The following is a 22,733-nucleotide window of genomic DNA, read 5'->3' as shown; positions in this document are numbered from 1 at the left end:
TTTTTTATCACCCAATTTGATGATATTAATATGACCAACCACATGGCTTTGGTCATTTTGTTTATTAGCACCAGCAGGTATTGCTACTGTAGAGAGCTCCAAAAGTCATATTTACAAACTTGTCGTAAAGATTTACTACCGACTTACTGAGCTGTTTTAATGATTTGTTATCCTAGGTTGGTTATTTGGCTTTACCACGAAAATCTAAAAACCAAAACAAAGGATGTGTTATGAAAACTTTATATTCAACCAAAGCGACTGTTACTGGCGGCCGTGCAGGTTCAGCAAGCTTAAGTGACAATGACCTGACTATAAACATGGTACCACCAGGCTCTGGAAAAGAGGGCAATAACCCAGAACAGCTATTTGCCATGGGATACAGTGCCTGCTTTGATGGCGCCCTTGCAGCTGTTAAGCAAATGGAAAAAGCAAAGTTTGATTCAACCACTTCAATTGAAGTAGATTTGCTTCAAGGCGAAGGCCATGACTATAAACTGGCTGCTAAAATTCATGTCATTGGTGAAAATACAGAATTGTCAGCTGACGAGTTTCAACAGTTGGTCGAGAAAGCGCACCAAGTGTGCCCATATTCTAAAGCCACACGCGGCAATATCGATGTTGAAGTCACCTCAGAAGTAAAGTAACGCATTATGAGACTCATTATCAATGATTAATTAAGAAAGTAGTTAATTAAAAATACGTTAATTATAGAAGAACTCAGCTGGTCTGGGTTCTTTTTTTGTTTGAAATTTTGGTGTAAAAATAAAACTGCCAGAACATCTCGTAACGGTTAAGCAGTTCGGCACGCACTGTTTTTATCGTTATAATAAGGACATATTTTTATCTAATAGCTGATAAGTGACTTTTATGACTGATAATATAGCTGACAATACCGCCGATCACGACCACAACTCCCATCAAGCACTCGATCCTAAAACCTTACCGAATTTTGACGACATGCCTAACGTCGCGCTGATGGATACCAGTCATGTAGACAAAGATCAGCCGCCCTTTATCTTAGTCGACGGCTCGTATTATCTGTTTCGCACCTATCATGCCCTCCCAAAGACCATGCAAAACTCGCAGGGTCTAATCACCAATGCGATACGCGGTACCTTGAATGCGCTGCTAAAACTCATGCGTCGTTATCACCCGACCCACATGGCTGTCTGCTTCGATACCAAATCACCAACTTTTCGCCATCATATGTCGTCTGACTATAAGGCCGCTCGTCCGCCTATCGATATAGAATTGGTAGAGCAAATCCCTTATATCCATCGTTTGGTCAGCGCCTTGGGTATTCCGCTATTACGTATTGAGGGTGCAGAAGCCGATGACATCATCGGTACGCTCGCCTACCGCGCTGTTGAGCAGGGTCATCATGTGGTCATCTCAACGGGCGATAAAGACATGATGCAGTTGGTCAATGACGGCGTGATATTAGAAGATAGCTTCACCGGCAAAATCACCGATACCCAAGCTGTCATTGATAAGTTTGGCATTAACCCAAACCAAATGATTGATTTCTTAACGCTCATGGGCGACAGCTCTGACGGGATCAAAGGCGTGCCAGGTATCGGTAAAAAGACCGCCAAAGACTTGTTGGTTGAGTATGGTGACATCGACAACATGCTCAAGCATATTGGCTTTATCAAAGGTCGCGGTGCTAAAGGCTTGATCGAGCACGCCGATGATATTCCGTTTAATAGAAAGCTTGCCACCATCATTACCAATCTAGAAATCGGCCAAGACTGGAACGATTTAAAAATCAATACCGACCCTTGTGCGCATATAGATGAGCTGCGCGAATTGTATACTGAGCTTGAGTTCAGAAACGAGCTGGCATCTCTTGATCACCCAAACCATCCGGCTAACGGCTCGCAAAGTGTCGCTGATAGCCAAGCAAACGCGGAGTCACAAGCGCAAGTTGCCAAATCGCTGCAATCTGCCAATATTGATAATATGACGGGCAGTAACCATCAAGATAAAGCGTGGCATACTGTACTCGATGAGCCAGCGTTTGATAGCTTGGTCAAATTACTAGAGGCGGCTCCGCACTTCGTCATTGATACCGAAACCACCAGTGTTCATTGGCGCGAGGCGCAAATCGTCGGGCTGTCTTTTGCGGTGCAAGCGCATGAAGCCTATTATATTCCGCTCACTCACCGCTTAGAAGGCGATGAGCTAACAGCGAAACAACTCGACCGCGATACCGTACTGGCGCGCCTGAAACCGATACTAGAAAATCCTAATATCGGTAAAATCGGTCAGCATCTAAAGTATGATGCGCATATCCTTGCGCACTATGATATTGACTTAGTCGGCGCCATACATGAGCAGCCAAATAACTGGGCGATGGACACCATGCTGGCAAGCTACGTCATCAATGCGGCTGCCACTCGCCATGGTATGGACGATTTGGCACGCCATTATCTGCAAACGCAGACGATTAGCTTTGAAGAAGTCGCAGGCAAAGGCGCGAAGCAAGTTACATTTGACCAAGTGGCTATCGATATCGCCAGTGACTACGCGTGTGAAGACGCTGATATTACTTATCAGTTATTTGACGTGTTCAGCGTTGAGTTGGCTAACGATGCCAATAATGCCAAATTGCTACACGAGTTAGAGATTCCAACAGCAGAGATACTTTGCCAGATGGAAGCAAACGGCATTCTCATCAAACGCTCTTTCTTAAACGAGCTATCAAAACGCTTTGATGAAGAGATTGTCGCCCTAGAAAAACGGGCTTATGAAGTCGCTGGTGAAGAGTTCAACTTAGGATCACCGAAGCAGCTTGGTGAGATGCTGTTTGACAAGCTGGGCGTGCCGGGCGGTAAAAAAACCAAGTCTGGTCAATACTCGACTGGTGAAGCCGTCCTATCGAAAATAGATCATCCCTTAGTCGATATTACCTTAGAGTATCGCGGGCTGTCTAAGCTAAAAAGCACCTATACCGATGCGCTAGATAATGTTGCAGATAGCGAGACGGATCGCGTGCATACCAGCTATCATCAGGCATTGACCAGCACAGGTCGTCTGTCATCGACTGATCCTAATTTACAGAATATTCCGATTCGTACGGCGACGGGTCGTCTGATTCGCCAAGCCTTTATCGCCCCAGAGGGTCGCGTGATCCTAGCGGCCGATTATTCACAAATCGAACTTCGTCTCATGGCGCATTTCTCAGGCGATAAGCACTTGACGCATGCCTTTAACGAAGGCCTAGATATTCATGCTTCGACTGCTGCTGAAGTGCTTGGCAAGGGATGTTGCGGACGTTACCCCAACTGAACGCCGTAATGCCAAAGCCATTAACTTTGGTCTGCTATACGGGATGAGTGCCTTTGGACTTGCCAAGCAATTACAGATGAGCCGCGGTGAAGCGCAAGACTATATCGATATGTACTTTGAGCGCTATCCGGGTGTCAAAAACTATATGATTAATACGCGTGCTAGCGCGTACGAGCAAGGCTATGTCGAGACGATATTAGGCCGTAAACTCTATACCCCTGATATCAATCATAGCAATCGTATGGTCAAGCAAGGCGCTGAGCGTGCCGCAATCAACGCGCCGCTACAAGGATCTGCCGCTGATTTGATTAAGCTTGCCATGATTGCCGTTGATAAGGTATTGCCAAAAGATCAAGCCAAAATGCTGCTGCAAGTCCATGATGAACTGGTGTTTGAAGTGGATGCCGATAAGGTAGACGCGGTTAGCCAATTGATTACCGATGCCATGCAAGATGTCTTGACGACTACGGCCGTAGATAAAGGCTGGCATGTCGACTTTGCTGTACCGTTACTGGTTGAGACTGATAGCGGTCAAAACTGGGATGAGGCGCATTAATCATTGATTTGGTCAACTTAGAACGCTAGCGAGCTTAAAGATATTATGGGTTATGATGGGTTTTGAAACCCACTGTATCATCTATATAAACAACCACTTATGACTACTTGGTTATATTCTATGACGTTATTATTACCATATTGGGTTATAATAGCGTCATATTAACTGTCTTTGTTAGATAGTTTTTGGTTTAGAGTGAGCCTACGGGCTCACTTTTTTGTTTTGACACATTTTTTTGATACGCAGGAGCCAGTTATTTTGAGTTCAGATGGCATTATTGAAATTCCTGGTATGATCTTGCTATTTGTCTGTTTACTGCGTTGCACACAGTACATGATAAAAAGTCATATCAAACACATTCAGGCCTTTTGGTTGGCAGCCGCACTTTGTATTTTTTACCGTCATTCGTCGCGAGCTAAACTATCTACCAGATTTGTTGGTTCCGAGCGATTTCTCGTTTTTAAATCACTCTTATGATTGGTGGGAAGACAGTGTGCTGACCGTTATCTATCTCGTCGCGCTTGGCCTATTAGCTTATTCGAGGCACTACCTATGGGCGGTATTAAAGAATGTGCCGGTCTCGCTCTACCCTCATCGTTACCGCGCTGGCAATCATTCAATATATGGGCGAGAACGCCATTATGTTCCCGCCTACATTTGGTGAAGTTGTCGAAGAGTTGGCTGAGACTGTCATCTATGGTATTGCCTTGACGTATTTATGGCGATTCAAACTGGCTGATTATGAATCATGTCTTGTGCAGAAATTAAACTATGAGCTCAAGCATGTCAATCATTAGTACAATCATTATCATGCTCTCTATACTGACATCATAAGAAAACTATAAACGACCTTATAATGACAAGCGGCTGCTCCATATGAGTGGCCGTTTTGCATTTTGGCAATCGCCTTACATTTTTGAACATCCTGTCACACCTTACTACTAGTGAAAATCCCGATAACCGTACAAACTTATGGACAGATTATCAATGTCGCTATAAGCAGCGCTTTTATAAGCCCTTATAATGACTTTACTGCTAATAATTACAACAAGGAATGACTTATGGAAAACACAAAGAATCCACTACCAGAAGAGATGGATCATATCGATGGCAATCGCCGCGACAATAATGACAGCACCGATAACCAAGACAATCAGTTGGTCGATTTAGACAATCCGATGCTGCACACTATCGACAATGATGATGTGATTGATAATAGTGCAGGGTTTGATAATTCAGAAGTCGGTAGTGCTGCTACGCAAGGATTAACACCTATGCATCGTCAAAACCTTGATGAGTCGCGTGTGGATGAGATTTTGGTGCAAGACAATCTTGATGATAATGATTATCCAGATACAATGGATATTGCTGATAGAGATGCCGCAGAACGCAGCAATGACGATGATTTTTAGAAATTAGCACCGCGGCTAATATAGCCCTTTAGAGCGAAAAAGCACGCTTAATATCGTTAAGCGTGCTTTTTTATGACTTATCATTTAACTAACAGTAATAGATATTTTCAGCCGATTAAACCCATCCATCAAGTGTGCCAGCCCAGCCTTTTACAAGAGGCAAGCTCAACGCTTCGAGCAATTCAATGTGTGTCTCATCGAGGTTTAGCGCAGGGATATAGTGATACTCTTGCCCGCCTGCCTCCAAAAAATTATCGCGGTTTTCAATGGCCAACTCCTCTAGCGTCTCAAGACAATCCGCTGAGAATGCAGGGCTAATCACTTGTACTGAGCGCACACCAGATTTGCCCCAATCTTCTAATACCACATCAGTATACGGCTTTACCCACTCTTGCTTACCAAAGCGCGACTGGAAGCTGATGATCCATTCATCGTCTTTTTAAACCAAGTGCATGTGCCACTTGCGCAGCGGTACATTTGCAACGCTTAGGATAGGGGTCGCCTTTATCTGCATAAGGCTGCGGAATGCCGTGAAAGCTGAACATTAACTTCTCAGGCTTACCATGTTTCTCTTGGAAACGGCGGATAGAATTGGCTAGCGCCTGAATGTATAGCGGATGGGCAAAGTAGTCTTTAACAATGGTATAGTTTGGCAAGTTGCGCTGCTTAAGTGTCCATTTTGTCAGCGCATCATATACCGCGCCACCTGAAGAGGCTGAGTACTGCGGGAACAAAGGCAGAATGACAAAGTGATCCACGCCTTCTGCGCGCAGTGCATCCATCACATCAGGCAATCCAGGATTACCATAGCTCATCGCAGGATGCACAGAGACGCGAAATGGCGCCACGCTATTGGCCAAACGCGGCTCTAATAGCTCAACTTGGCTTTTTAATATCTTACGAATCGGTGAATCCCCTTCCCAAATGCTCGCGTAAGCCTTTGCCACGCGCTTAGGACGACTTGGCAGGACAAACAAATTTAAGATAATGGCCCACAAAAACTTGGGAATCTCGATCACTCGCGGATCTGACAAAAACTGTTTGAGATAACGTCGTACGGCAGGTGCCGTCGGCTCATCTGGCGTACCAAGGTTGACTAACAGGACAGCAATACGTGGAGGCAATTCAGGTTTCATAGCAGCACTATTTATCAGCAGTAAGTTATTAGAAGTCGTGTCATCATAAAGGTACCAGATTGCTCATACACCTTTGTGCAAACACCGCATTAGTGTAGCATTTTATCCATGAATCACGCATGGCAAAAGCGCACTTGTACAATTTGCTACGCAGTCGCCAGCCTTCTATCATTTACCCTTTATTATTTAACGCGATAAAACGGCGTTTAAAAGACCTGCTCGGCGGTTGTACTCCTACGCGCATCACCATACAATAGGCAAGCCCAGTTTATAAAAATGGTGTAAGTAAAGTAGCCCATTAAAATTTTGCCATTTTACTTTTATTTTATTGATGATTGTTGTCTTGCGAGGTAGCTTTGAACGCACGCTCTGATAATACCAGTGACCAGTCCCCTAATTCTCAAACTCACGTAAACAGCTCAGCCAATACTGCTGCTGGATCTGTGGGTGTGGTTACGCCACAGAAATTCCATTTTGCCGAGCCATTGACCTTGGAATGTAACCGTACTCTGCCCTCGTTTGACTTGATGGTAGAGACTTACGGCACGCTCAATAGCGATAAATCAAATGCGATTTTGATTTGTCATGCGTTATCGGGTAACCATCACGCGGCAGGGTTTCATAGCGTTGATGACAAAAAAGCGGGCTGGTGGGACAATATGATTGGTCCGAACAAAGCCATCGATACCAATCGCTTTTATGTGGTGTGCGTCAACAATATCGGTAGCTGTTTTGGCTCAACAGGGCCAACAACTATTAATCCCGATAGCATTAGTTCGGATGACAGTATCGATTCAAGCGATAGCAGTGCAAATAACAGTAATGAGCCACAAGTCTATGGCCCTGACTTTCCGCTCATCACGATTAAAGACTGGGTAAAAACCCAAGCCATGCTCTCAGATCGTCTGGGCATTGACGTATGGCATGCTATCGTTGGCGGCTCGATGGGCGGTATGCAAGCGCTGCAATGGTCTGTCGATTATCCAGACAGGCTAAAACGCTGTGTGGTGATTGCGAGTACACCGAAGCTATCTGCGCAAAATATTGCTTTTAACGAAGTCGCACGCCAATCGATATTGTCCGATCCTGATTTTAAGGATGGACGCTACATACAAGCTGGTACCTACCCTCGTCGCGGCCTGATCTTGGCACGGATGGTCGGTCATATTACCTATTTGACTGATGACGCGATGAAAGCCAAGTTTGGTCGTGACTTAAAATCTGGCAAGTTTATGTACGGCTACGATGTCGAGTTTCAGGTTGAGAGCTATCTGCGCTATCAAGGTGAGCGCTTTAGTGAAAACTTTGATGCCAATACTTATCTGCTCATGACCAAGGCATTAGATTATTTCGACCCGACACGTGACTACTCATCAGCGGTAGCAAAAGACAATACAGAGTCGGCCGTCCCATTAGAAAACTCTATCGCGGCGTCAGTCGAGTCTAGCAAAGCCAATGCGCAGAACGAGTTAGAAGATGCGGTAGCGACGATTGAAGACATTGAGTCTGATCGACAGCAAGAGCTTTCTGCGTTCAAAGCGGCATTCGCCCATACACAATGCCAGTACTTGGTTGTGTCATTCACCACCGATTGGCGCTTTGCACCAGAACGCTCGCAAGAAATTGTCGATGCGCTGATGGCTACTGGCAAACCTGTTAGCTATATTAATATTGATGCGCCGCATGGCCATGACTCTTTTTATTTGACATTCCCTCGCTACATGGGTGCTGTTAGAGGATTTTTGACAGCGCCATTTATTAACCCTAGCCGCCCAGCCACAGGAGAGCGCTCATGAGAATGGATCACCAACTGGCAGAGCGCTGGATCGCACCGCAAGCACATGTACTTGATTTGGGCTGCGGTAATGGCGAGCTGCTCGCGCACTTACAGCAGAAGTTAGGCGTCACTGGATACGGGCTTGAAATTGATGAAGACAAAATCAACGAAGCCATTGGCAACGGCTTATCGATTGTTGAGCAAGACCTAAACGATGGCTTAGCACGCTTTGCCGATAACAGCTTTGATACCGTGGTTATGGCGCGTGCGCTACAAGCGGTAAAAGCGCCTGATGTGCTGCTGCTCGATATGCTACGCGTCGCCCGAGAGGCGATCATCACATTCTAACTTTGCCCATTGGCAAAACCGTCTTCATTTAGGGCTTAAAGGGATGATGCCGGTGTCTGAAGCACTGCCTTATGAATGGTACAACACCCCAATATTCATCTATGTACGTTTAAAGACTTTGAGCAACTGTGTGCGCAGCATGATATTCATATCGTTAATCGCTTTGCGGTAAGCGACTCTGATAAAGGTCATTCCCCACTGATGACGGCATTAATTAGACAGGCACCCAATCTACTCGCAGATGTCGCTATCTATCGAGTGACAAAGAAAAAACGAAGTAATGTCAGATATTTAATTTTTGCTCAAAAGGGATAAAATGACCGTTATTGCTGAACCTTTTATCTTAGCAAATTGTTAACTAATGATTGTCTTATAGTAACTCTATGATTTTACTGAGGACAATCAGGTACAAGCAGCTATTAAATCTTGTAATTAGTATTTGAGTTTCGTAAGTTTGGGTGTTAAGCTAGCAAAATGTTGTCAGTTATCCCACTATTACGACCGTTTGTCTAATTAGTTGGGTTAAATCGATGATACAAAATTAAAAACTCTATTGCTGATGATTAGGTAATTCATCTCGCAAGATGTCACCTAATTGTTATCGCCGTCTAACTGTCTTTAGCGAGACGATGTTTAGCGGTACAATTTTCTTGCGTATTAACTGCCTAATTTTGGAGCTGCTATGAAATTATTAAAAGCCGCATTGTTTACTGCCTTATTTTCTTGTGCTGGTTTGGCCAATGCTGAGTTAATATCAAACGTACCGCTTGATACTTCACGCTTTGAGCTGATGCCTGTGAGCGAGCTGTCTAGTCGTGCTGCCCAAGGTAACGATCATGCTCAGTTTTATCTAGCCAAGCGCTTGCAAAAAGGCGAAGGTATTGCTCAAAACACCCAGCAAGCTATCCAGTGGTACACCAAAGCCGCTCAGCAAGGCGTTGCTCCTGCTCAGTTAAACCTTGCTATCATGTATTTACGCGGTGAAGGCGTACAACCTAACTTGCAGCAAGCGCGTCTTTGGCTAGAGAAAGCCGCGATGCGTGGCGACAACCGTGCCAGCTATACACTTGCATTGTTAGATGAAAAACAAAAAAATCTGGTAGATGCCTATAAATGGTATGACTTGGCTGCCCGTGATGGCATGCTCGACGAAAAAGTCCGTAACAAAGCGCGCGGCAAAATTGGACAGTTGGCATTGAACTTATCAAGCTCAGACATCGCCAATGCACGTAACCAAGCGGATCGCTGGTTCCAGAGTAAGTAAACTCTAAACGAACCTCAAAAAAGATTAAGTTGATAATAAGAAATCCAGCCTTTGAGCTGGATTTTTTGTTTTATCTTATAATCAAAACATTTATTATTTCAGCTCCTATCAAGCTGAGCGACCTAAACTATTCAAAACCCTGCCAAAATTTGCTACACTACGCGCGCATTCATCAATCCCACAATTTTGTTAATGCTTTAAATTGAAAAGATACTTTAAACCCAACGCACTAGGTTTGCGACCTAGCCAGCAGGAGAAACACATGAGCACCACTCAAGATAGTAATATCAAAGAAACCGTGGTAACTGACAATCAATCAGCCCCCGCCTACGATAGCCTCACTAACAATATCGTTGTTGCCGCACTTTATAAATTCACACGCTTTACTGACTTTGAGCAGTATCGCGAGCCGATTTTGAATACCATGCTAGATAACGATGTCAAAGGCACTTTATTGCTGGCAAGCGAAGGCATTAACGGTACGATTTCTGGTACGCGTCAGGGTATCGATACCATCCTTGACTATCTGCGCAATATCGAAGCGATTGGTACGTTTACTTTCAAAGAGTCTTATACCGATGCGCAGCCGTTTTATCGCACTAAGGTAAAGCTCAAAAAGAAATCGTCACCATGGGCGTAGAAAACATCGACCCACTACAATCGGTCGGTCGCTATGTAAAGCCTAGCGAATGGAATGCACTGATCTCAGATCCTGAAGTGACTCTCATCGATACACGTAACGATTATGAAGTGCAAATCGGTACGTTCCAAAATGCCGTCAATCCAAACACTGAAACCTTCCGCGAGTTTCCAGAATACGTATCAAAAGAGCTCGATCCAGCCAAGCATAAAAAAGTGGCCATGTTTTGTACAGGTGGTATCCGCTGCGAGAAGTCAACTGCCTATTTGCGAGAGCAAGGGTTTGAAGAGGTCTACCATTTAGAAGGTGGTATCCTAAAATACCTAGAAGAAATCCCAGCCAGTGACTCTATGTGGCAAGGTGATTGCTTTGTCTTTGACAACCGTGTATCGGTCAATCACAACTTAAAAAAAGGTAATTATGAGCAGTGTTTTGCCTGCCGTATGCCCATCACTAGCGATGACATGCAGAGCCCAGCCTATATCAAAGGCGAGTCATGCCCGCATTGTATTGACAAAGCCACAGATGAGCAAAAAGCGCGTTTCCGTGAGCGCGAGCACCAAATGCAACTGGCCAAAAAACGCGGTGAAGCCCATATCGGTAGTGACGTGATGGATGTCATAGAAAAACGCAAAGCGGCCAAGATTGAAGCGCGTCTGCAAGCAGAAGCGGTAAACAACGCTAAAGCCAATTAAACCTAGCATTAGTACAATAAAACAGAGTAAAAAGAGAGGCTCTAATCAATAGAGCCTCTCTTTTTGTGATAAATCTTCAATGCGTATCAAAACTATTAGCACTGATATAGTTAATCCAATTTAAAAGCAGATTGACTATATTAGAATAAGATACGTACGCGGATAGTCTCTTCTACATCTTTTAATTGATCGAGTGCAGCAGTCGAATCGTTGTAGTCAACGTCCATGACTAGATAACCGACATCGCCTTCTGTCATCAGGCTCTGTGCTAGGATGTTGATACCTGCTTCAGCAAACAGACGGTTGATCTGAGACAGTACGCCTGGCACGTTTCTATGAATGTGTAGCAGACGATGCGAGTTTTCTTTGAACGGAATAGAAACTTCTGGGAAGTTCACCGCCGTCGCCGTATCACCTTGGTCAGAATATCTGACAAACTTATCAGCGACTTCAAGGCCGATATTAGCTTGCGCTTCTTGTGTTGACCCACCGATATGCGGCGTCAAAATCACATTATCAAACTTACGTAGTGGTGATTCAAACTCTTCGTCAGCTGATTTTGGCTCTTTTGGGAACACATCGATAGCCGCGCCCAAAATTTTACCAGACTCAATTGCTGCCGCCAGATCATCAATCTCAACACACGTACCGCGAGCCGCATTGATAAAGTAGCTGCCTTCTTTCATCTGAGCGAACTGCTCAGCTTTCATCATATAGCGCGTGCTTGGCACATCAGGCACATGCAATGTCACGATATCAGCCATTGATAGTAACTCTTCTAGGCTACCAACTTGTACCGCATTACCTAGTGGCAATTTGGTCACAGCATCATGATAGATGACTTTCATACCAAAGCTTTCTGCTAGCACAGACAACTGCGAGCCGATAGAACCATAACCGACGATACCGATAGTCTTGCCGCGCACTTCATGTGAGTTAGTCGCAGACTTACCCCAGCCGCCGCGATGTACGGTTGCGTTCTTTTCAGGAATACCGCGATACAGCATAATCGCTTCAGCCAATACCAGCTCAGCTACCGAACGGGTGTTCGAGAATGGCGCGTTAAAGACAGGAATACCTAAGTCACGAGCGGCATCTAGATCGACTTGGTTGGTACCAATACAAAAGCACCCAATGCCGATAAGTTTGTTTGCATGCTCAAGTACATCGCGCGTCAATTGAGTACGCGAACGAATACCGATAAAGTGAGCATCTTTGATCTTTTCGATCAGCTCTTCTTTGTCTAACGCGTGACTGATATTCTCGATGTTGTGATAACCAGCACCCTCCAATACTTTTAGGGCATTGTCATGTAGACCTTCAAGCAATAAAAACCGGATTTTGTCTTTTTGTAGTGATAACGCCATATGAGAACTGTCCTATATTTGTTTTATAAGATTATCTGTCGGATAATCTGTGATGGATGAAACGAAAACAGTCCCGATATCTTACACAAAATTTGACGCCGATGTTAGCAGATTAGATGAATTATTGATTATCAAGCCTGAAAAATTTTTATGCTATAGTGAATCATTCGGTTTGAAATCAAACAAACCACTTTTTATTATTTGTCTCATTTTTTATTTAGAAACTATCACCCACTTATTGCCATCACGAGCCGACTCCTCACTGAATTTATAGTCATTTCGCTATATAATAAACAGTCCCAACATCGTGCTTACGCTAATATTGAGATTTGACCATGACGCTAACTACCGAACAGTCCACCTCCCAAGCCCATACCAACGCTGTGCAAACGATCCTAAGCTCACTGACTGACACCCATCAATTCGACCCCAGCCAAATAAAGACCGACGCAGAGAGCTTAGAGCACTGGGGCAAAGACTGGACCAAACACTTCGCCCCCGCCGCCGCCGCCATCGCCTTCCCAAAGACCACCGAACAAGTCCAAGCCATCGTCCTACTGGCTAATGAGCATAACGTCGTCCTCACCCCTAGTGGTGGTCGTACCGGACTCTCAGCAGGCGCCGTCGCCGCCAATGGCGAGATCGTTGTCAGCATGGATAAAATGAACCAGATTGGACAGTTCTATCCAGCGGACCGCATGGTCGAGATTGAAGCGGGCGTTGTCACCGAACAGCTACAACAGTTCGCCGAATCAAAAGATCTCTACTATCCTGTCGACTTTGCCTCAGCAGGCTCTAGTCAAATGGGTGGTAACATCGGTACCAATGCGGGCGGCATCAAAGTCATCCGCTATGGCATGACCCGTCAATGGATCATGGGACTAACGGTTGTTACGGGTAAAGGGGATATCTTGCACCTCAACCGAGGCATGGTGAAAAACGCCACTGGTTACGACTTGCGTCAACTGTTTATCGGTGCTGAAGGTACCCTTGGTCTTGTCACTCACGCGCAAATCAAACTTGAGCGTCAGCCACAAGACTTAAATGTCATGGTTCTGGGTATGGACAACTTTAGTGACGTCATGAATGTGCTCTCTGCCTTTCAAGCCCAGATTGATTTGACTGCGTTTGAATTCTTTGATGATGTAGCGGTTGATAAGCTCATGGCACATGGTCAAGTACAAGAGCCGTTTGAATCACGTACCAAGTTTTATACTTTATTAGAGTTTGAAGCCCCTATGAGCCAATCATGGAAAAAGCCATGGCCATCTTTGAGCAGTGCATGGAAGAGGGCTGGGTGGTTGATGGGGTGATGAGTCAAAGCCTTAGTCAGGCGGCAGAGCTGTGGAAGCTGCGCGAATATATCTCTGAGACGATCTCTGTGTTCACCCCTTATAAGAACGACGTGTCGGTACTCATCAGCTATGTACCGGAGTTTATCGCTGAGATTGATCATATCGTCGCCAGCAACTATCCAGACTTTGAGGTGTGCTGGTTTGGTCATATCGGTGATGGTAATTTGCATTTGAATATCTTAAAGCCTGATAACATGAGTAAGGATGATTTTTTTAGTGAGTGTCAAATTGTCAATAAATACGTGTTTGAGACGGTACAAAAATATGGCGGGTCGGTCTCTGCTGAGCATGGCGTGGGTATGACGAAGAAGCCGTATCTGCAATACAGCCGCAGCGAGACTGAGATTGATTATTTGCGTAAGGTGAAAAGGTGTTTGATCCAAACAACATCATGAATCGTGGTAAGATTTTTGATATGTGATTGGTAGGCCAACGATTTATCTCAAAAAAAGACGCTAACCCATAGGCTAGCGTCTTTTTTTATTCATCAGATCATCGTTTGTAAAGGTACATGGTTTACCAGTATAGCAACATCAACCCCACTACCAGCAAGATACTAAGAAACCCTTGGACAATCAAAAAGGCTTGATGCGGTGCCGCCATATGGCGGAACATATTGCCTAGCGCATTGTAAGTAATGCCCGCTGCCTTGATATGTGGCTGGGTATCGAAATTTTTGATAATTTGCAAAAATTGCTCAGTACGATCAGGTGACCAACCGTGCGGCGCAAATGGTAGAAATGGTGACAACTGCGCTGCTTGCTCTTTGGTTGCAGGCGACCATAGCCAGCGCTCCAAAAACAGCAGACGCATGCGCCAGTCTGAGAAGCTGCGATGATTAATCTCTTGTAGTAAAAGCACTTCGATATTTTTGTGACGACTATCAGCAAAGATACGTTCTTGTAGCGCAAAGACATGTCTTTTTTCGCCTTCGATGCACTGCAAAAACTGACCATTGCCATAACATAATGTACCAGTAATACCATGCTGCTCATTATAATCGCGAGCATGGGCCTCTATATCCTCAAATATAGAGGTATTTAGGCGTGAACCGAGCGTTAGCGTACTGACATAGACCAATTGAACCAGTACTGATTCTTGTATTGCATCCCATTGCTTGATTCTATTGCTACGAGTTAAGGGCATAATAAAATAATCCTAAAAGCCGATAACGCCGGCCAAATGAAACAAGCAAAACGATACTATGCCTGAAGTAGATAAAGCTGCAGACTCACAAAAACGTAGCAAATAGTTACTACGTGAGACTATTATTACTTATATAGCTTGCTATCATAGCAAGCAAAATGAATGATACTGATAGATATTACTTAGATTTTATATTTAGATAATAAATAGCAAAACAGTCGCCGTTGTAAAGGCATTGGACAACCCTGTATTTCGTTATTAACAATCCAATAAAAAACCAAGTGATACGGCAGGCAATGATTACTAAGGTTTATTCCTCTATATCAGTCAGAATAAACCTCAAATACACTGAGCAACATGTCATAAAATATTGCTATAACCCATTGTAAATAGGGTAATAATTATTGTAAAGGCTATATCTGACTACTGGAATATTCTTATTGGTTTTTTCATAAAAATTGACAAAATCGAGTGCTTAGGATCATTGCATTACGCATACTCAAATTTAGTAGAGATTTAATATAGGAATATCATGAGTAAAATCGAAAAAACAGATGACTTTCATCTCACGATCGCTGAGATCAAGAAAAAAGACTACCCCCAACCAAAAGCCTTGATGGATCGCGTCTACGTCAACCTAGGCGGCGCGTGGTCAAAAAACACCATTCATACGCTCATAGACGCCTTTCCTGAAGGGCAGATTGCGCTGTTTGACCATGATCAATTAATTGGTATTGTACTGTCCATGCGTGTTGATTATGCCAAATTTTCTAACCCGCATACCTATGATGATTTGATCGGGCAAAAGAAATCATTAGAGACAACCCTGAGGGTGATGCTATTTATGGTTTGGATGCGCTGATTGACCCTGATTATCGTGGCTACCGTCTCGGTCGCCGTCTCTATGACGCACGCAAAGAGCTGTGTCGTCAGCTCAACTTCCGCGCTATTTTGGCGGGTGGCCGCATTCTAACTACCATAACCACCAAGACTTAAGCCCAGGCGAATATATTGACGCTGTTGAGAGCCGCGAAATTCACGACCCTGCATTGTCTTTTCAGTTGTCAAACGGGTTTATCGTCAAGCGTATCTTGACCGCTTACCTACCAGATGACAAACAATCGAAAGGGTTTGCCACCTTGCTTGAGTGGTCAAATATCTATTATGAGCCAAAAGATTATAAGCCCAATACGCGTAAATCTGAGGTGCGTATCGGTGGTATTCAGTGGCAGATGCGTGAGGTCGAGTCGCCAGAAGAACTGCTCCAGCAAGTGGAGTTCTTTGTCGATGTGATGGCCGATTATAACTCTGACTTTGCTTGTTTGCCTGAGTTCTTTAATGCGCCGCTGATGGGCTTGTGCGAGTCTACTGACCAAAACATCGCCATTCGCTTTTTGGCCGATTATACCGAATGGTTTAAAAATGAAATTTCGCATTTGGCCGTCAGTTACAACGTCAATGTCATTACAGGCTCTATGCCTTTATTAGACGAAGACGATACCTTGTACAATGTCAGTTATCTGTGCCGCCGTGATGGTACGGTTGAAGAGCAACGCAAAATTCATATCACCCCGCATGAGCGTAGCGCGTGGGTCATTGAAGGTGGCGATAAAGTACAGGTCTTTGACACCGATGCGGGGCGTATTGGTATTTTGGTCTGTTATGACGTTGAGTTCCCTGAACTTGCACGCCTGTTAGCACTTGATGATATGGATATTTTGTTCGTGCCTTTCTGGACAGATACCAAAAACGGCTATTTGCGTGTACGCCATTGTGCCCAAGCACGTGCCATTGAAAACGAATGCTATGTCATGATCTGCGGCTCGGTAGGTAACTTGCCACAAGTCGAAAGCTTGGATATTCAGTACGCACAGTCGTCTATCTTCTCACCGTCAGATTTTGCATTCCCACATGATGCCATCATGGCAGAGACCACGCCCAATACCGAGATGATTTTCTTCTCTGATGTCAACTTAGATAAGTTGACTCACGTGCGTCACGAAGGCTCAGTGCACAACCTGATCGACCGCCGTGATGACTTATTTAGTTTAAAATGGAAACGTAAATCCAAAGTTCCTGCAAGCAAATTAAGTGACGAAGAACGCCGCGAAAACTCAGGCAGTGTGCTTACTGGTGATCCATTGCAGAATCGTGCGCAAAAGCCATAATAACGTATCTGCTATAACTCCCTACTGACTTTTTAATCCAATAAACGGCTGCATCATCAGCCGTTTATTTTTATCTATCAACACATAAAAGTATAAAAGCAGCCCCTATGACGACTGATATTGGCATCGACAAAACCCTCGAAAAACCGAAAAAAACACCCAAACAGCGCATCCTGTCTGTGCTTAAGACAGCACTGCTCTATGGGGTGATATTTTTGGTGATTTATAGTGTGGTCAACTGGTGGCGACAGCCTGTCATGCCAGCCGATCCGCAATTGCAATTAATGGACTATCAAGGGCAACCGGTGGATTTGGCCGAGCTGAGTCGCCAGCAGCCAACACTGATATATTTTTGGGGGACATGGTGCTCGGTCTGTAGCGTCACATCGCCAACGATAAATAGGCTAGCAGCGACAAACGATCATGCTGTCATCACTATCGCTGTGCAGTCAGGCTCAAATCAAGAGCTACGCAGCTACCTCGATCAGCATCAGTTTGACTTCACCGCGATAAATGACCAAGAAGGTGATATCTTTGCGGATTGGCAAGGACAAGTCACACCATCCTATGTGGTATTAGAGAATGGCAAGATGACACAAGGGCTAACAGGTATTCAGCCACTATGGTCGTTAAAACTGCGCTTATGGTTAGCATCGGTTTTTTAGCGGCTGAACCTGACTTTATTTTTTAATAAATTATCTTGCGAAGAGGTCATCGTTATACTTTCATCAACGACATGCAACGTAGATAAACAGTTGATATTGATCAAAATGAGGATGCAATTGCTCAGCTCTTTTTACCCCTACTCTTTTTGTCATATAATAGCTGCCGATCTAAATATTTTTTTGAATTATTTTTACTAGCATATTTTATGTTGCAATCGTCTCGTTACCATTTATTATTGACGTAACTATTTGTGGACTAATGAGCAACAATGGGTATTTATTGACATGACGGTTGATAAACCGACTATGATGAGCAATATACCTACTATTATTAGTAATTAAGTATTATCGACACAGCATTAACCTCAGCACTATATTGAAATACGTTGAACATCGAGCCTTGTAGCCGGTTTTAACCGACACACAAACCTACCTTTTAAAAAGATACCTTCTATGACTGATAAAAGCACTGACACACCAAGCCAAGATTACAAAGACACGCTGAACCTTGCGGATACGCCATTTGCGATGCGCGCAAACCTTGCCAAGCGCGAGCCAGATTGGTTAGCTGCTTGGGAAGCAGATGACGTGTACGGTAAAATTCGTCAGGCGCGTGCTGGTGCGACTAAGTATATTTTGCACGATGGCCCTCCATACGCCAACGGTCAGATTCACTTGGGTCACGCGGTCAATAAAGTACTAAAAGACATTATTGTCAAATCAAAAACCTTGTCAGGGTTTGATGCGCCTTATGTCCCTGGTTGGGATTGTCATGGTCTGCCAATCGAACAAAAAGTCGAAGCCAAAGTCGGCAAAGTCGGTCAAAAAGTGTCTGCTACCGAATTCCGTGGTCTATGCCGCGAATACGCCAACACTCAGATTGAACTACAAAAGGCAGATTTCAAGCGTCTAGGCGTATTCGGTGATTGGGACAATCCTTATCTGACTATGAACTTTGCGCAGGAAGCCAACATCGTGCGCGCGCTTGCCAAAATCTATGACAATGGTCATGTGACTCGTGGTATGAAGCCAGTCAACTGGTGCTTGGACTGTAGCTCAGCTCTCGCGGAAGCTGAAGTAGAGTATCAAGACAAAGTCTCTGACGCGATCTATGTCAGCTTTGATGTACTTGGCACGGATAAAGTGACCGCATTGGCAGGTATCGCAGACAACATCGCTGCGGTTATCTGGACGACCACGCCGTGGACACTGCCTGCTAACCAAGCCATCTCAGTCCATCCTGAGCATAACTATAGCGTGGTTGCGACCAAAAAGGCAACCTGCTACTAGCAGCTGATCTTATTGAAACTGCGCTAAGTGAACTCAAACTTGAGAATAAAGGCGTCCTCGCGACCGTATCAGGCAGTGAGCTTGAAGGATTGAGCGCTCAGCATCCATTGATTGAAGACCGCCAAGTGCCGCTCATCTTGGGCGATCATGTGACCACCGATAGTGGTACTGGTTTGGTACATACTGCACCCGGTCATGGTCTCGACGATTATATCGTTGGTCTAAAATACAACTTACCAGTGGAAAACCCAGTGAGCGGTACGGGCGTTTATCTAGATAGCGCGGCAGTATTTGCAGGCGAGCACATATATAAAGCCAATCCAAAAATCATCGCTGCCCTACATGACAATGGCCATCTAATCAGCCATACCAAAATTGAACACAGCTATCCACATTGCTGGCGTCACAAGTCACCGATTATTTTCCGTGCGACCCCGCAGTGGTTTATCAATATGGAAACCCAAGGTCTACGTGCTCGCGCCCTTGCTGATATTCCATCGGTCAACTGGACACCTGCATGGGGCAGAATAGAATCGAAGCGATGATGAATGGTCGCCCTGACTGGTGTATCTCACGTCAGCGTACGTGGGGCGTGCCGATTACGTTCTTTACGCACAAAGAAACAGGCGAGCTGCATCCAAATACGCTTGAGCTGATGGAAACTGCGGCGCAAAAAAATCGCTGAGGGCGGTGTTGAAGCGTGGTTTGACGCCAGCTGCGAGGACTTCTTAGGTAGCGAAGCGGCTGATTATGACAAAGCAACGGACACATTGGACGTGTGGTTTGACTCAGGCACGACGCATTTCGCCGTACTTGAGCAACGCGATGAATTGACCAACCCAGCTGACATGTATTTAGAAGGTTCTGATCAACATCGCGGCTGGTTCCAAACGTCATTACTGACGTCAGAGGCCATGTATGAGCGCCCACCGTTTAAGCAAGTACTGACCCATGGTTTTGTGGTCGATGAAAACGGTCGTAAGATGAGTAAGTCATTGGGTAATATCATCACGCCGCAAGAAGAGATCAACAAAACGGGCGCGGACATGTTGCGTCTGTGGATTGCGTCTAGCGACTATCGTTATGAGATGAGCGCAGGTAAGACGGTGTTTAAAGGCGCGATCGATATGTATCGCCGTATTCGTAACACCTTGCGCTTCTTACTGGCCAATACTGATGACTTCAATCCTGCAACCGACAGTGTACCGATGGACGAGCTGGTCAGTCTTGATAAATTCATCATTGAGCGCGCGCAAACCGTACAAGCGCAAATCATCAGTGCCTATGATGCAATGGACTTTCACCAAGTCACCCAGCACGTGACCGCGTTTTGCTCGCAAGACTTGGGCAGTTTTTATTTAGACATCATCAAAGACCGTCAGTACACCACCCAAAAAGACGGTCAGCCGCGCCGCTCTGCCCAGACGGCAATCTACCATATTGCTCATGCGCTGATTCGCTGGATCACACCGATCTTATCATTCACGGCGCAAGAAGCGTGGGAAGTGCTGAACCAACGTGAGGCTGATAAAGGCGGCTACGTGTTTACCCAAGAGTGGTACGAGTTCCCAGCGTTTGAGCTAAGTGCTATCAGCAATGATGACTGGCAGCGTATTATGTTTGCCAAAGACATGGTAAACAAGCACATCGAAACCGCACGTGGTGAAAAAATTATCAATGCCAACTTATCTGCCGATGTGAGCCTATACGCTGACGGTGCCATGTATGAAAGTCTAGCCAAGCTTGATGAAGAGCTTCGTTTTGTACTCATCACTAGCAACGCAGAACTAAAGCCAATGAGCGAAGCACCTACTGATAGCATCGTACAGGTAGATGAAGCAACCGAAACGAATACAGAAGAGGCTGTAGATCTAGTGGTACAAGTTAGCGCTGCCACTGGTACTAAATGCGTACGTTGCTGGCACATCCGTGATGATATCGGCACAGATAGCGCACACCCTGAACTATGCGCGCGCTGCGTGACCAACGTCAGTGGTGACGGCGAGGTACGTCATTATGCCTAACCCAACGGATTCATCTGAAAGCCCGCATGACTCGCAGGTTGAGGGTTGATCATTCGCCTAAGCCTGCTCATGCGACCACAGGTAGCTCAACCACGCCTAGAGGCCGCCTGAGCAAGTCAATAAATAGGACACCAAAACTGGTGGCTAACGGTACTCGTGCTTTTATTTGGTATGCACTGGCGCTGATTATCATTGTCATAGATCAGTGGACCAAGTGGCTGGCAGAAACCAAGCTGACCTTTCATGATCCAGTGCCCGTGATTGAGCCATTTCTCAACTGGACACTTGCTTATAATTACGGCGCAGCATTTAGCTTTTGGCAGATGCTGGCGGTTGGCAGAAGTGGTTTTTTCAGGACTGGCATTACTCATGTCACTGTTTCTGATCATCTATTTACTCAAAGCACCTCGCAAAGCCACGCTACTCTCGCTTGGACTTGCCATGGTACTAGGCGGTGCGCTTGGTAATTTGATCGACCGCTTACTACATGGTCATGTGATTGACTTTATCCATGTGCACTATGCTGATGTTTGGCATTATCCGATTTTTAATATTGCAGATATTGGGATTTCTCTCGGTGTTGTACTGATTGTCATCGATATGCTGTTTTTGGAAAAGAAGCGTGAAATGCCACGATCATAACCGTCTATAGCTAAAGATATTAATTTAATTGATAAATAAAAAAGGTGGGTTACGCAGTCGTGACCCACCTTTTTTTGTCTGTTTTTGACGATTGAATATATATGTTAATTTGACCTATCTGCACAATCTCTATTCATGCACCCACAACCCCTGCTCACCGACAAAGTAAGTATGAGTATCTGCTACCTCAATGTTATATACCGTCATAGTAAGAGGACCTTCGCCCTCTACCCAATCTATAGTATCAGGATCTTTCCATTCACCCTTGACGAAAACCAAAGAACTTAGCATGTTCACGTTTATCTTTAGGTGTTTGTTCTAATAGGCGTTGCTCCCATTCTGAGTCAGCTTGCCACAATTTATTTATCCATGTTGGTGCTGGATCCGTATAAAGTTCATACCTTCCTGTTAATAAATTAACGTATGATCCTTTGAGTTCGCCTGTTTCATCACCAAAGCTTACCTGATAAGCATATCCTTTTTATTTGCATGATACATAGGTATTATGCCTTCATATCTATAGTCATACCCACCTCCACTATCAGTTGTAAAATAAGTATTATCCTTAGTCACTAAGATATCTTGAGCGTTCAATTTATCTGCTCTCACCCAACCTCTGTTTTGTGTCCAAAAGGGATGATCTGCTGTCATTAATAGAGGTTCAGGCAATATCTGTTGTTTCTTTAACTTACGTCTTAGATTAACTCTATCTGCCAAATTCAATTGTGGATTTACATAAGTATTAAAATACATCATGAAAATTGATGCATCATTAGTTGTCGTCCGAGTTATCCTCTTGTAAACCAGATCACCCAAACCATCAGCTGCCTTAGACAACACTTTATCGCCAATTTTTAGTTGTTCTATTGGTGCTAAACCTTTTTCAGTATGTACTAAGGTGCCACCAACGAAGCCTGACGTATTCATAATCACGTTATCCATATGTGTGTCTTAGTT

12 protein-coding genes and 7 pseudogenes are annotated in these 22,733 nt (G+C 44.7%); 14 read left to right on the top strand and 5 right to left on the bottom strand.

All coding sequences use genetic code 11. From position 1 onward, the window contains the following. Window positions 1-230 precede the first annotated feature (230 nt). The 4 genes and pseudogenes from PKHYL_RS02810 (at window position 231) to PKHYL_RS02795 (ending at window position 5,259) form a co-directional block, all read left to right on the top strand. Entirely contained in the window at window positions 231-644 is a 414-nt protein-coding gene (locus tag PKHYL_RS02810) for an organic hydroperoxide resistance protein (RefSeq protein ID WP_071002265.1), read from the top strand. A 223-nt stretch (window positions 645-867) separates the two neighbouring features. After that, window positions 868-3,847 (top strand): annotated as a pseudogene (gene polA / locus PKHYL_RS02805) (DNA polymerase I). 569 nt (window positions 3,848-4,416) lie between these two features. After that, a complete protein-coding gene (locus PKHYL_RS02800; RefSeq protein WP_240365925.1) occupies window positions 4,417-4,644 on the top strand; it encodes a hypothetical protein in 228 nt (75 codons plus the stop codon). 264 nt (window positions 4,645-4,908) lie between these two features. Beyond that, window positions 4,909-5,259 carry a hypothetical protein gene (locus tag PKHYL_RS02795; protein WP_071002267.1) on the top strand — a complete coding sequence of 117 codons (351 nt, stop codon included), beginning with the start codon at window positions 4,909-4,911 and terminating at the stop codon, window positions 5,257-5,259. 115 nt (window positions 5,260-5,374) lie between these two features. Here PKHYL_RS02795 and hemH read toward each other — a convergent pair. Next, window positions 5,375-6,395: pseudogene (gene hemH, locus PKHYL_RS02790) on the bottom strand (ferrochelatase). Between the two features lie 443 nt (window positions 6,396-6,838). Between hemH and metX the strand changes: the two are divergent. The 4 genes and pseudogenes from metX (at window position 6,839) to trhO (ending at window position 11,119) form a co-directional block, all read left to right on the top strand. After that, window positions 6,839-8,191: a homoserine O-acetyltransferase MetX gene (gene metX, locus PKHYL_RS02785; RefSeq protein WP_240366485.1), complete on the top strand. Its 1,353-nt coding sequence runs from the start codon at window positions 6,839-6,841 to the stop codon at window positions 8,189-8,191. Then, window positions 8,188-8,835: pseudogene (metW, locus tag PKHYL_RS02780) on the top strand (methionine biosynthesis protein MetW). Before metX ends, metW begins: the two are co-directional and overlap by 4 nt. Window positions 8,836-9,202: 367 nt before the next feature. Continuing rightward, the gene (locus tag PKHYL_RS02775; protein WP_058025769.1) at window positions 9,203-9,784 is read left to right on the top strand and encodes a tetratricopeptide repeat protein; all 582 of its coding nucleotides are present in this window, start codon (window positions 9,203-9,205) and stop codon (window positions 9,782-9,784) included. 262 nt (window positions 9,785-10,046) lie between these two features. After that, a pseudogene (trhO, locus tag PKHYL_RS02770) lies at window positions 10,047-11,119 on the top strand (oxygen-dependent tRNA uridine(34) hydroxylase TrhO). Window positions 11,120-11,259: 140 nt separating this feature from the next. On the opposite strand, the gene serA reads toward trhO, so the two are convergent. After that, on the bottom strand, window positions 11,260-12,486 hold the full coding sequence (gene serA / locus PKHYL_RS02765) for a phosphoglycerate dehydrogenase (protein ID WP_240365924.1): 1,227 nt from the start codon (window positions 12,484-12,486) through the stop codon (window positions 11,260-11,262). A 335-nt stretch (window positions 12,487-12,821) separates the two neighbouring features. On the opposite strand from serA, the pseudogene PKHYL_RS02760 reads away from it, so the two are divergent. Next, window positions 12,822-14,262, top strand: a pseudogene (locus tag PKHYL_RS02760) (FAD-binding oxidoreductase). A gap of 95 nt (window positions 14,263-14,357) precedes the next feature. Here the strand turns inward: PKHYL_RS02760 and PKHYL_RS02755 are convergent. Continuing rightward, complete coding sequence (locus PKHYL_RS02755; protein WP_186475091.1) at window positions 14,358-14,987, bottom strand: BLUF domain-containing protein; 630 nt, start codon at window positions 14,985-14,987, stop codon at window positions 14,358-14,360. A gap of 532 nt (window positions 14,988-15,519) precedes the next feature. Here PKHYL_RS02755 and PKHYL_RS02750 point away from each other — a divergent pair. From PKHYL_RS02750 to lspA, 5 genes and pseudogenes are all read left to right on the top strand, one after another. After that, on the top strand, window positions 15,520-15,849 hold the full coding sequence (locus tag PKHYL_RS02750) for a hypothetical protein (RefSeq protein ID WP_240365923.1): 330 nt from the start codon (window positions 15,520-15,522) through the stop codon (window positions 15,847-15,849). A 61-nt stretch (window positions 15,850-15,910) separates the two neighbouring features. Then, window positions 15,911-17,155: a carbon-nitrogen hydrolase family protein gene (locus tag PKHYL_RS02745; protein WP_240365922.1), complete on the top strand. Its 1,245-nt coding sequence runs from the start codon at window positions 15,911-15,913 to the stop codon at window positions 17,153-17,155. Window positions 17,156-17,262: 107 nt separating this feature from the next. Next, entirely contained in the window at window positions 17,263-17,820 is a 558-nt protein-coding gene (locus PKHYL_RS02740) for a protein disulfide oxidoreductase (protein WP_240365921.1), read from the top strand. 453 nt (window positions 17,821-18,273) lie between these two features. Further along, window positions 18,274-21,134: pseudogene (ileS, locus tag PKHYL_RS02735) on the top strand (isoleucine--tRNA ligase). Between the two features lie 26 nt (window positions 21,135-21,160). Next, window positions 21,161-21,776: pseudogene (gene lspA / locus PKHYL_RS02730) on the top strand (signal peptidase II). Window positions 21,777-21,905: 129 nt separating this feature from the next. Here lspA and PKHYL_RS02725 read toward each other — a convergent pair. Together PKHYL_RS02725 and PKHYL_RS02720 are read right to left on the bottom strand one after the other, a co-directional pair. Next, window positions 21,906-22,067 (bottom strand): HINT domain-containing protein, encoded by a 162-nt coding sequence (locus PKHYL_RS02725; protein WP_240365920.1) that lies wholly within the window; start codon window positions 22,065-22,067, stop codon window positions 21,906-21,908. Window positions 22,068-22,235: 168 nt separating this feature from the next. Further along, window positions 22,236-22,718 carry a hypothetical protein gene (locus PKHYL_RS02720; protein ID WP_240365919.1) on the bottom strand — a complete coding sequence of 161 codons (483 nt, stop codon included), beginning with the start codon at window positions 22,716-22,718 and terminating at the stop codon, window positions 22,236-22,238. Between the last annotated feature and the right edge of the window lie 15 nt (window positions 22,719-22,733).

Origin of the sequence: Psychrobacter sp. KH172YL61, from assembly GCF_007182895.1 — a bacterium.
Taxonomy (GTDB): domain Bacteria; phylum Pseudomonadota; class Gammaproteobacteria; order Pseudomonadales; family Moraxellaceae; genus Psychrobacter; species Psychrobacter pacificensis.
The sequence above is the reverse complement of the archived record's forward strand: the minus strand, read 5'-3'. Positions and strand labels throughout refer to the sequence as shown.

What these genes read in the sequence shown, in the direction of transcription:
- PKHYL_RS02810 (WP_071002265.1), top strand. Translation starts at nt 231, where the DNA reads ATGAAAACTTTATATTCAACCAAAGCGACTGTTACTGGCGGCCGTGCA.
- PKHYL_RS02800 (WP_240365925.1), top strand. Translation starts at nt 4,417, where the DNA reads ATGTGCCGGTCTCGCTCTACCCTCATCGTTACCGCGCTGGCAATCATT.
- PKHYL_RS02795 (WP_071002267.1), top strand. Translation starts at nt 4,909, where the DNA reads ATGGAAAACACAAAGAATCCACTACCAGAAGAGATGGATCATATCGAT.
- PKHYL_RS02775 (WP_058025769.1), top strand. Translation starts at nt 9,203, where the DNA reads ATGAAATTATTAAAAGCCGCATTGTTTACTGCCTTATTTTCTTGTGCT.
- serA (WP_240365924.1), bottom strand. Translation starts at nt 12,486, where the DNA reads ATGGCGTTATCACTACAAAAAGACAAAATCCGGTTTTTATTGCTTGAA.
- PKHYL_RS02755 (WP_186475091.1), bottom strand. Translation starts at nt 14,987, where the DNA reads ATGCCCTTAACTCGTAGCAATAGAATCAAGCAATGGGATGCAATACAA.
- PKHYL_RS02750 (WP_240365923.1), top strand. Translation starts at nt 15,520, where the DNA reads ATGAGTAAAATCGAAAAAACAGATGACTTTCATCTCACGATCGCTGAG.
- PKHYL_RS02740 (WP_240365921.1), top strand. Translation starts at nt 17,263, where the DNA reads ATGACGACTGATATTGGCATCGACAAAACCCTCGAAAAACCGAAAAAA.
- PKHYL_RS02725 (WP_240365920.1), bottom strand. Translation starts at nt 22,067, where the DNA reads ATGCTAAGTTCTTTGGTTTTCGTCAAGGGTGAATGGAAAGATCCTGAT.
- PKHYL_RS02720 (WP_240365919.1), bottom strand. Translation starts at nt 22,718, where the DNA reads ATGGATAACGTGATTATGAATACGTCAGGCTTCGTTGGTGGCACCTTA.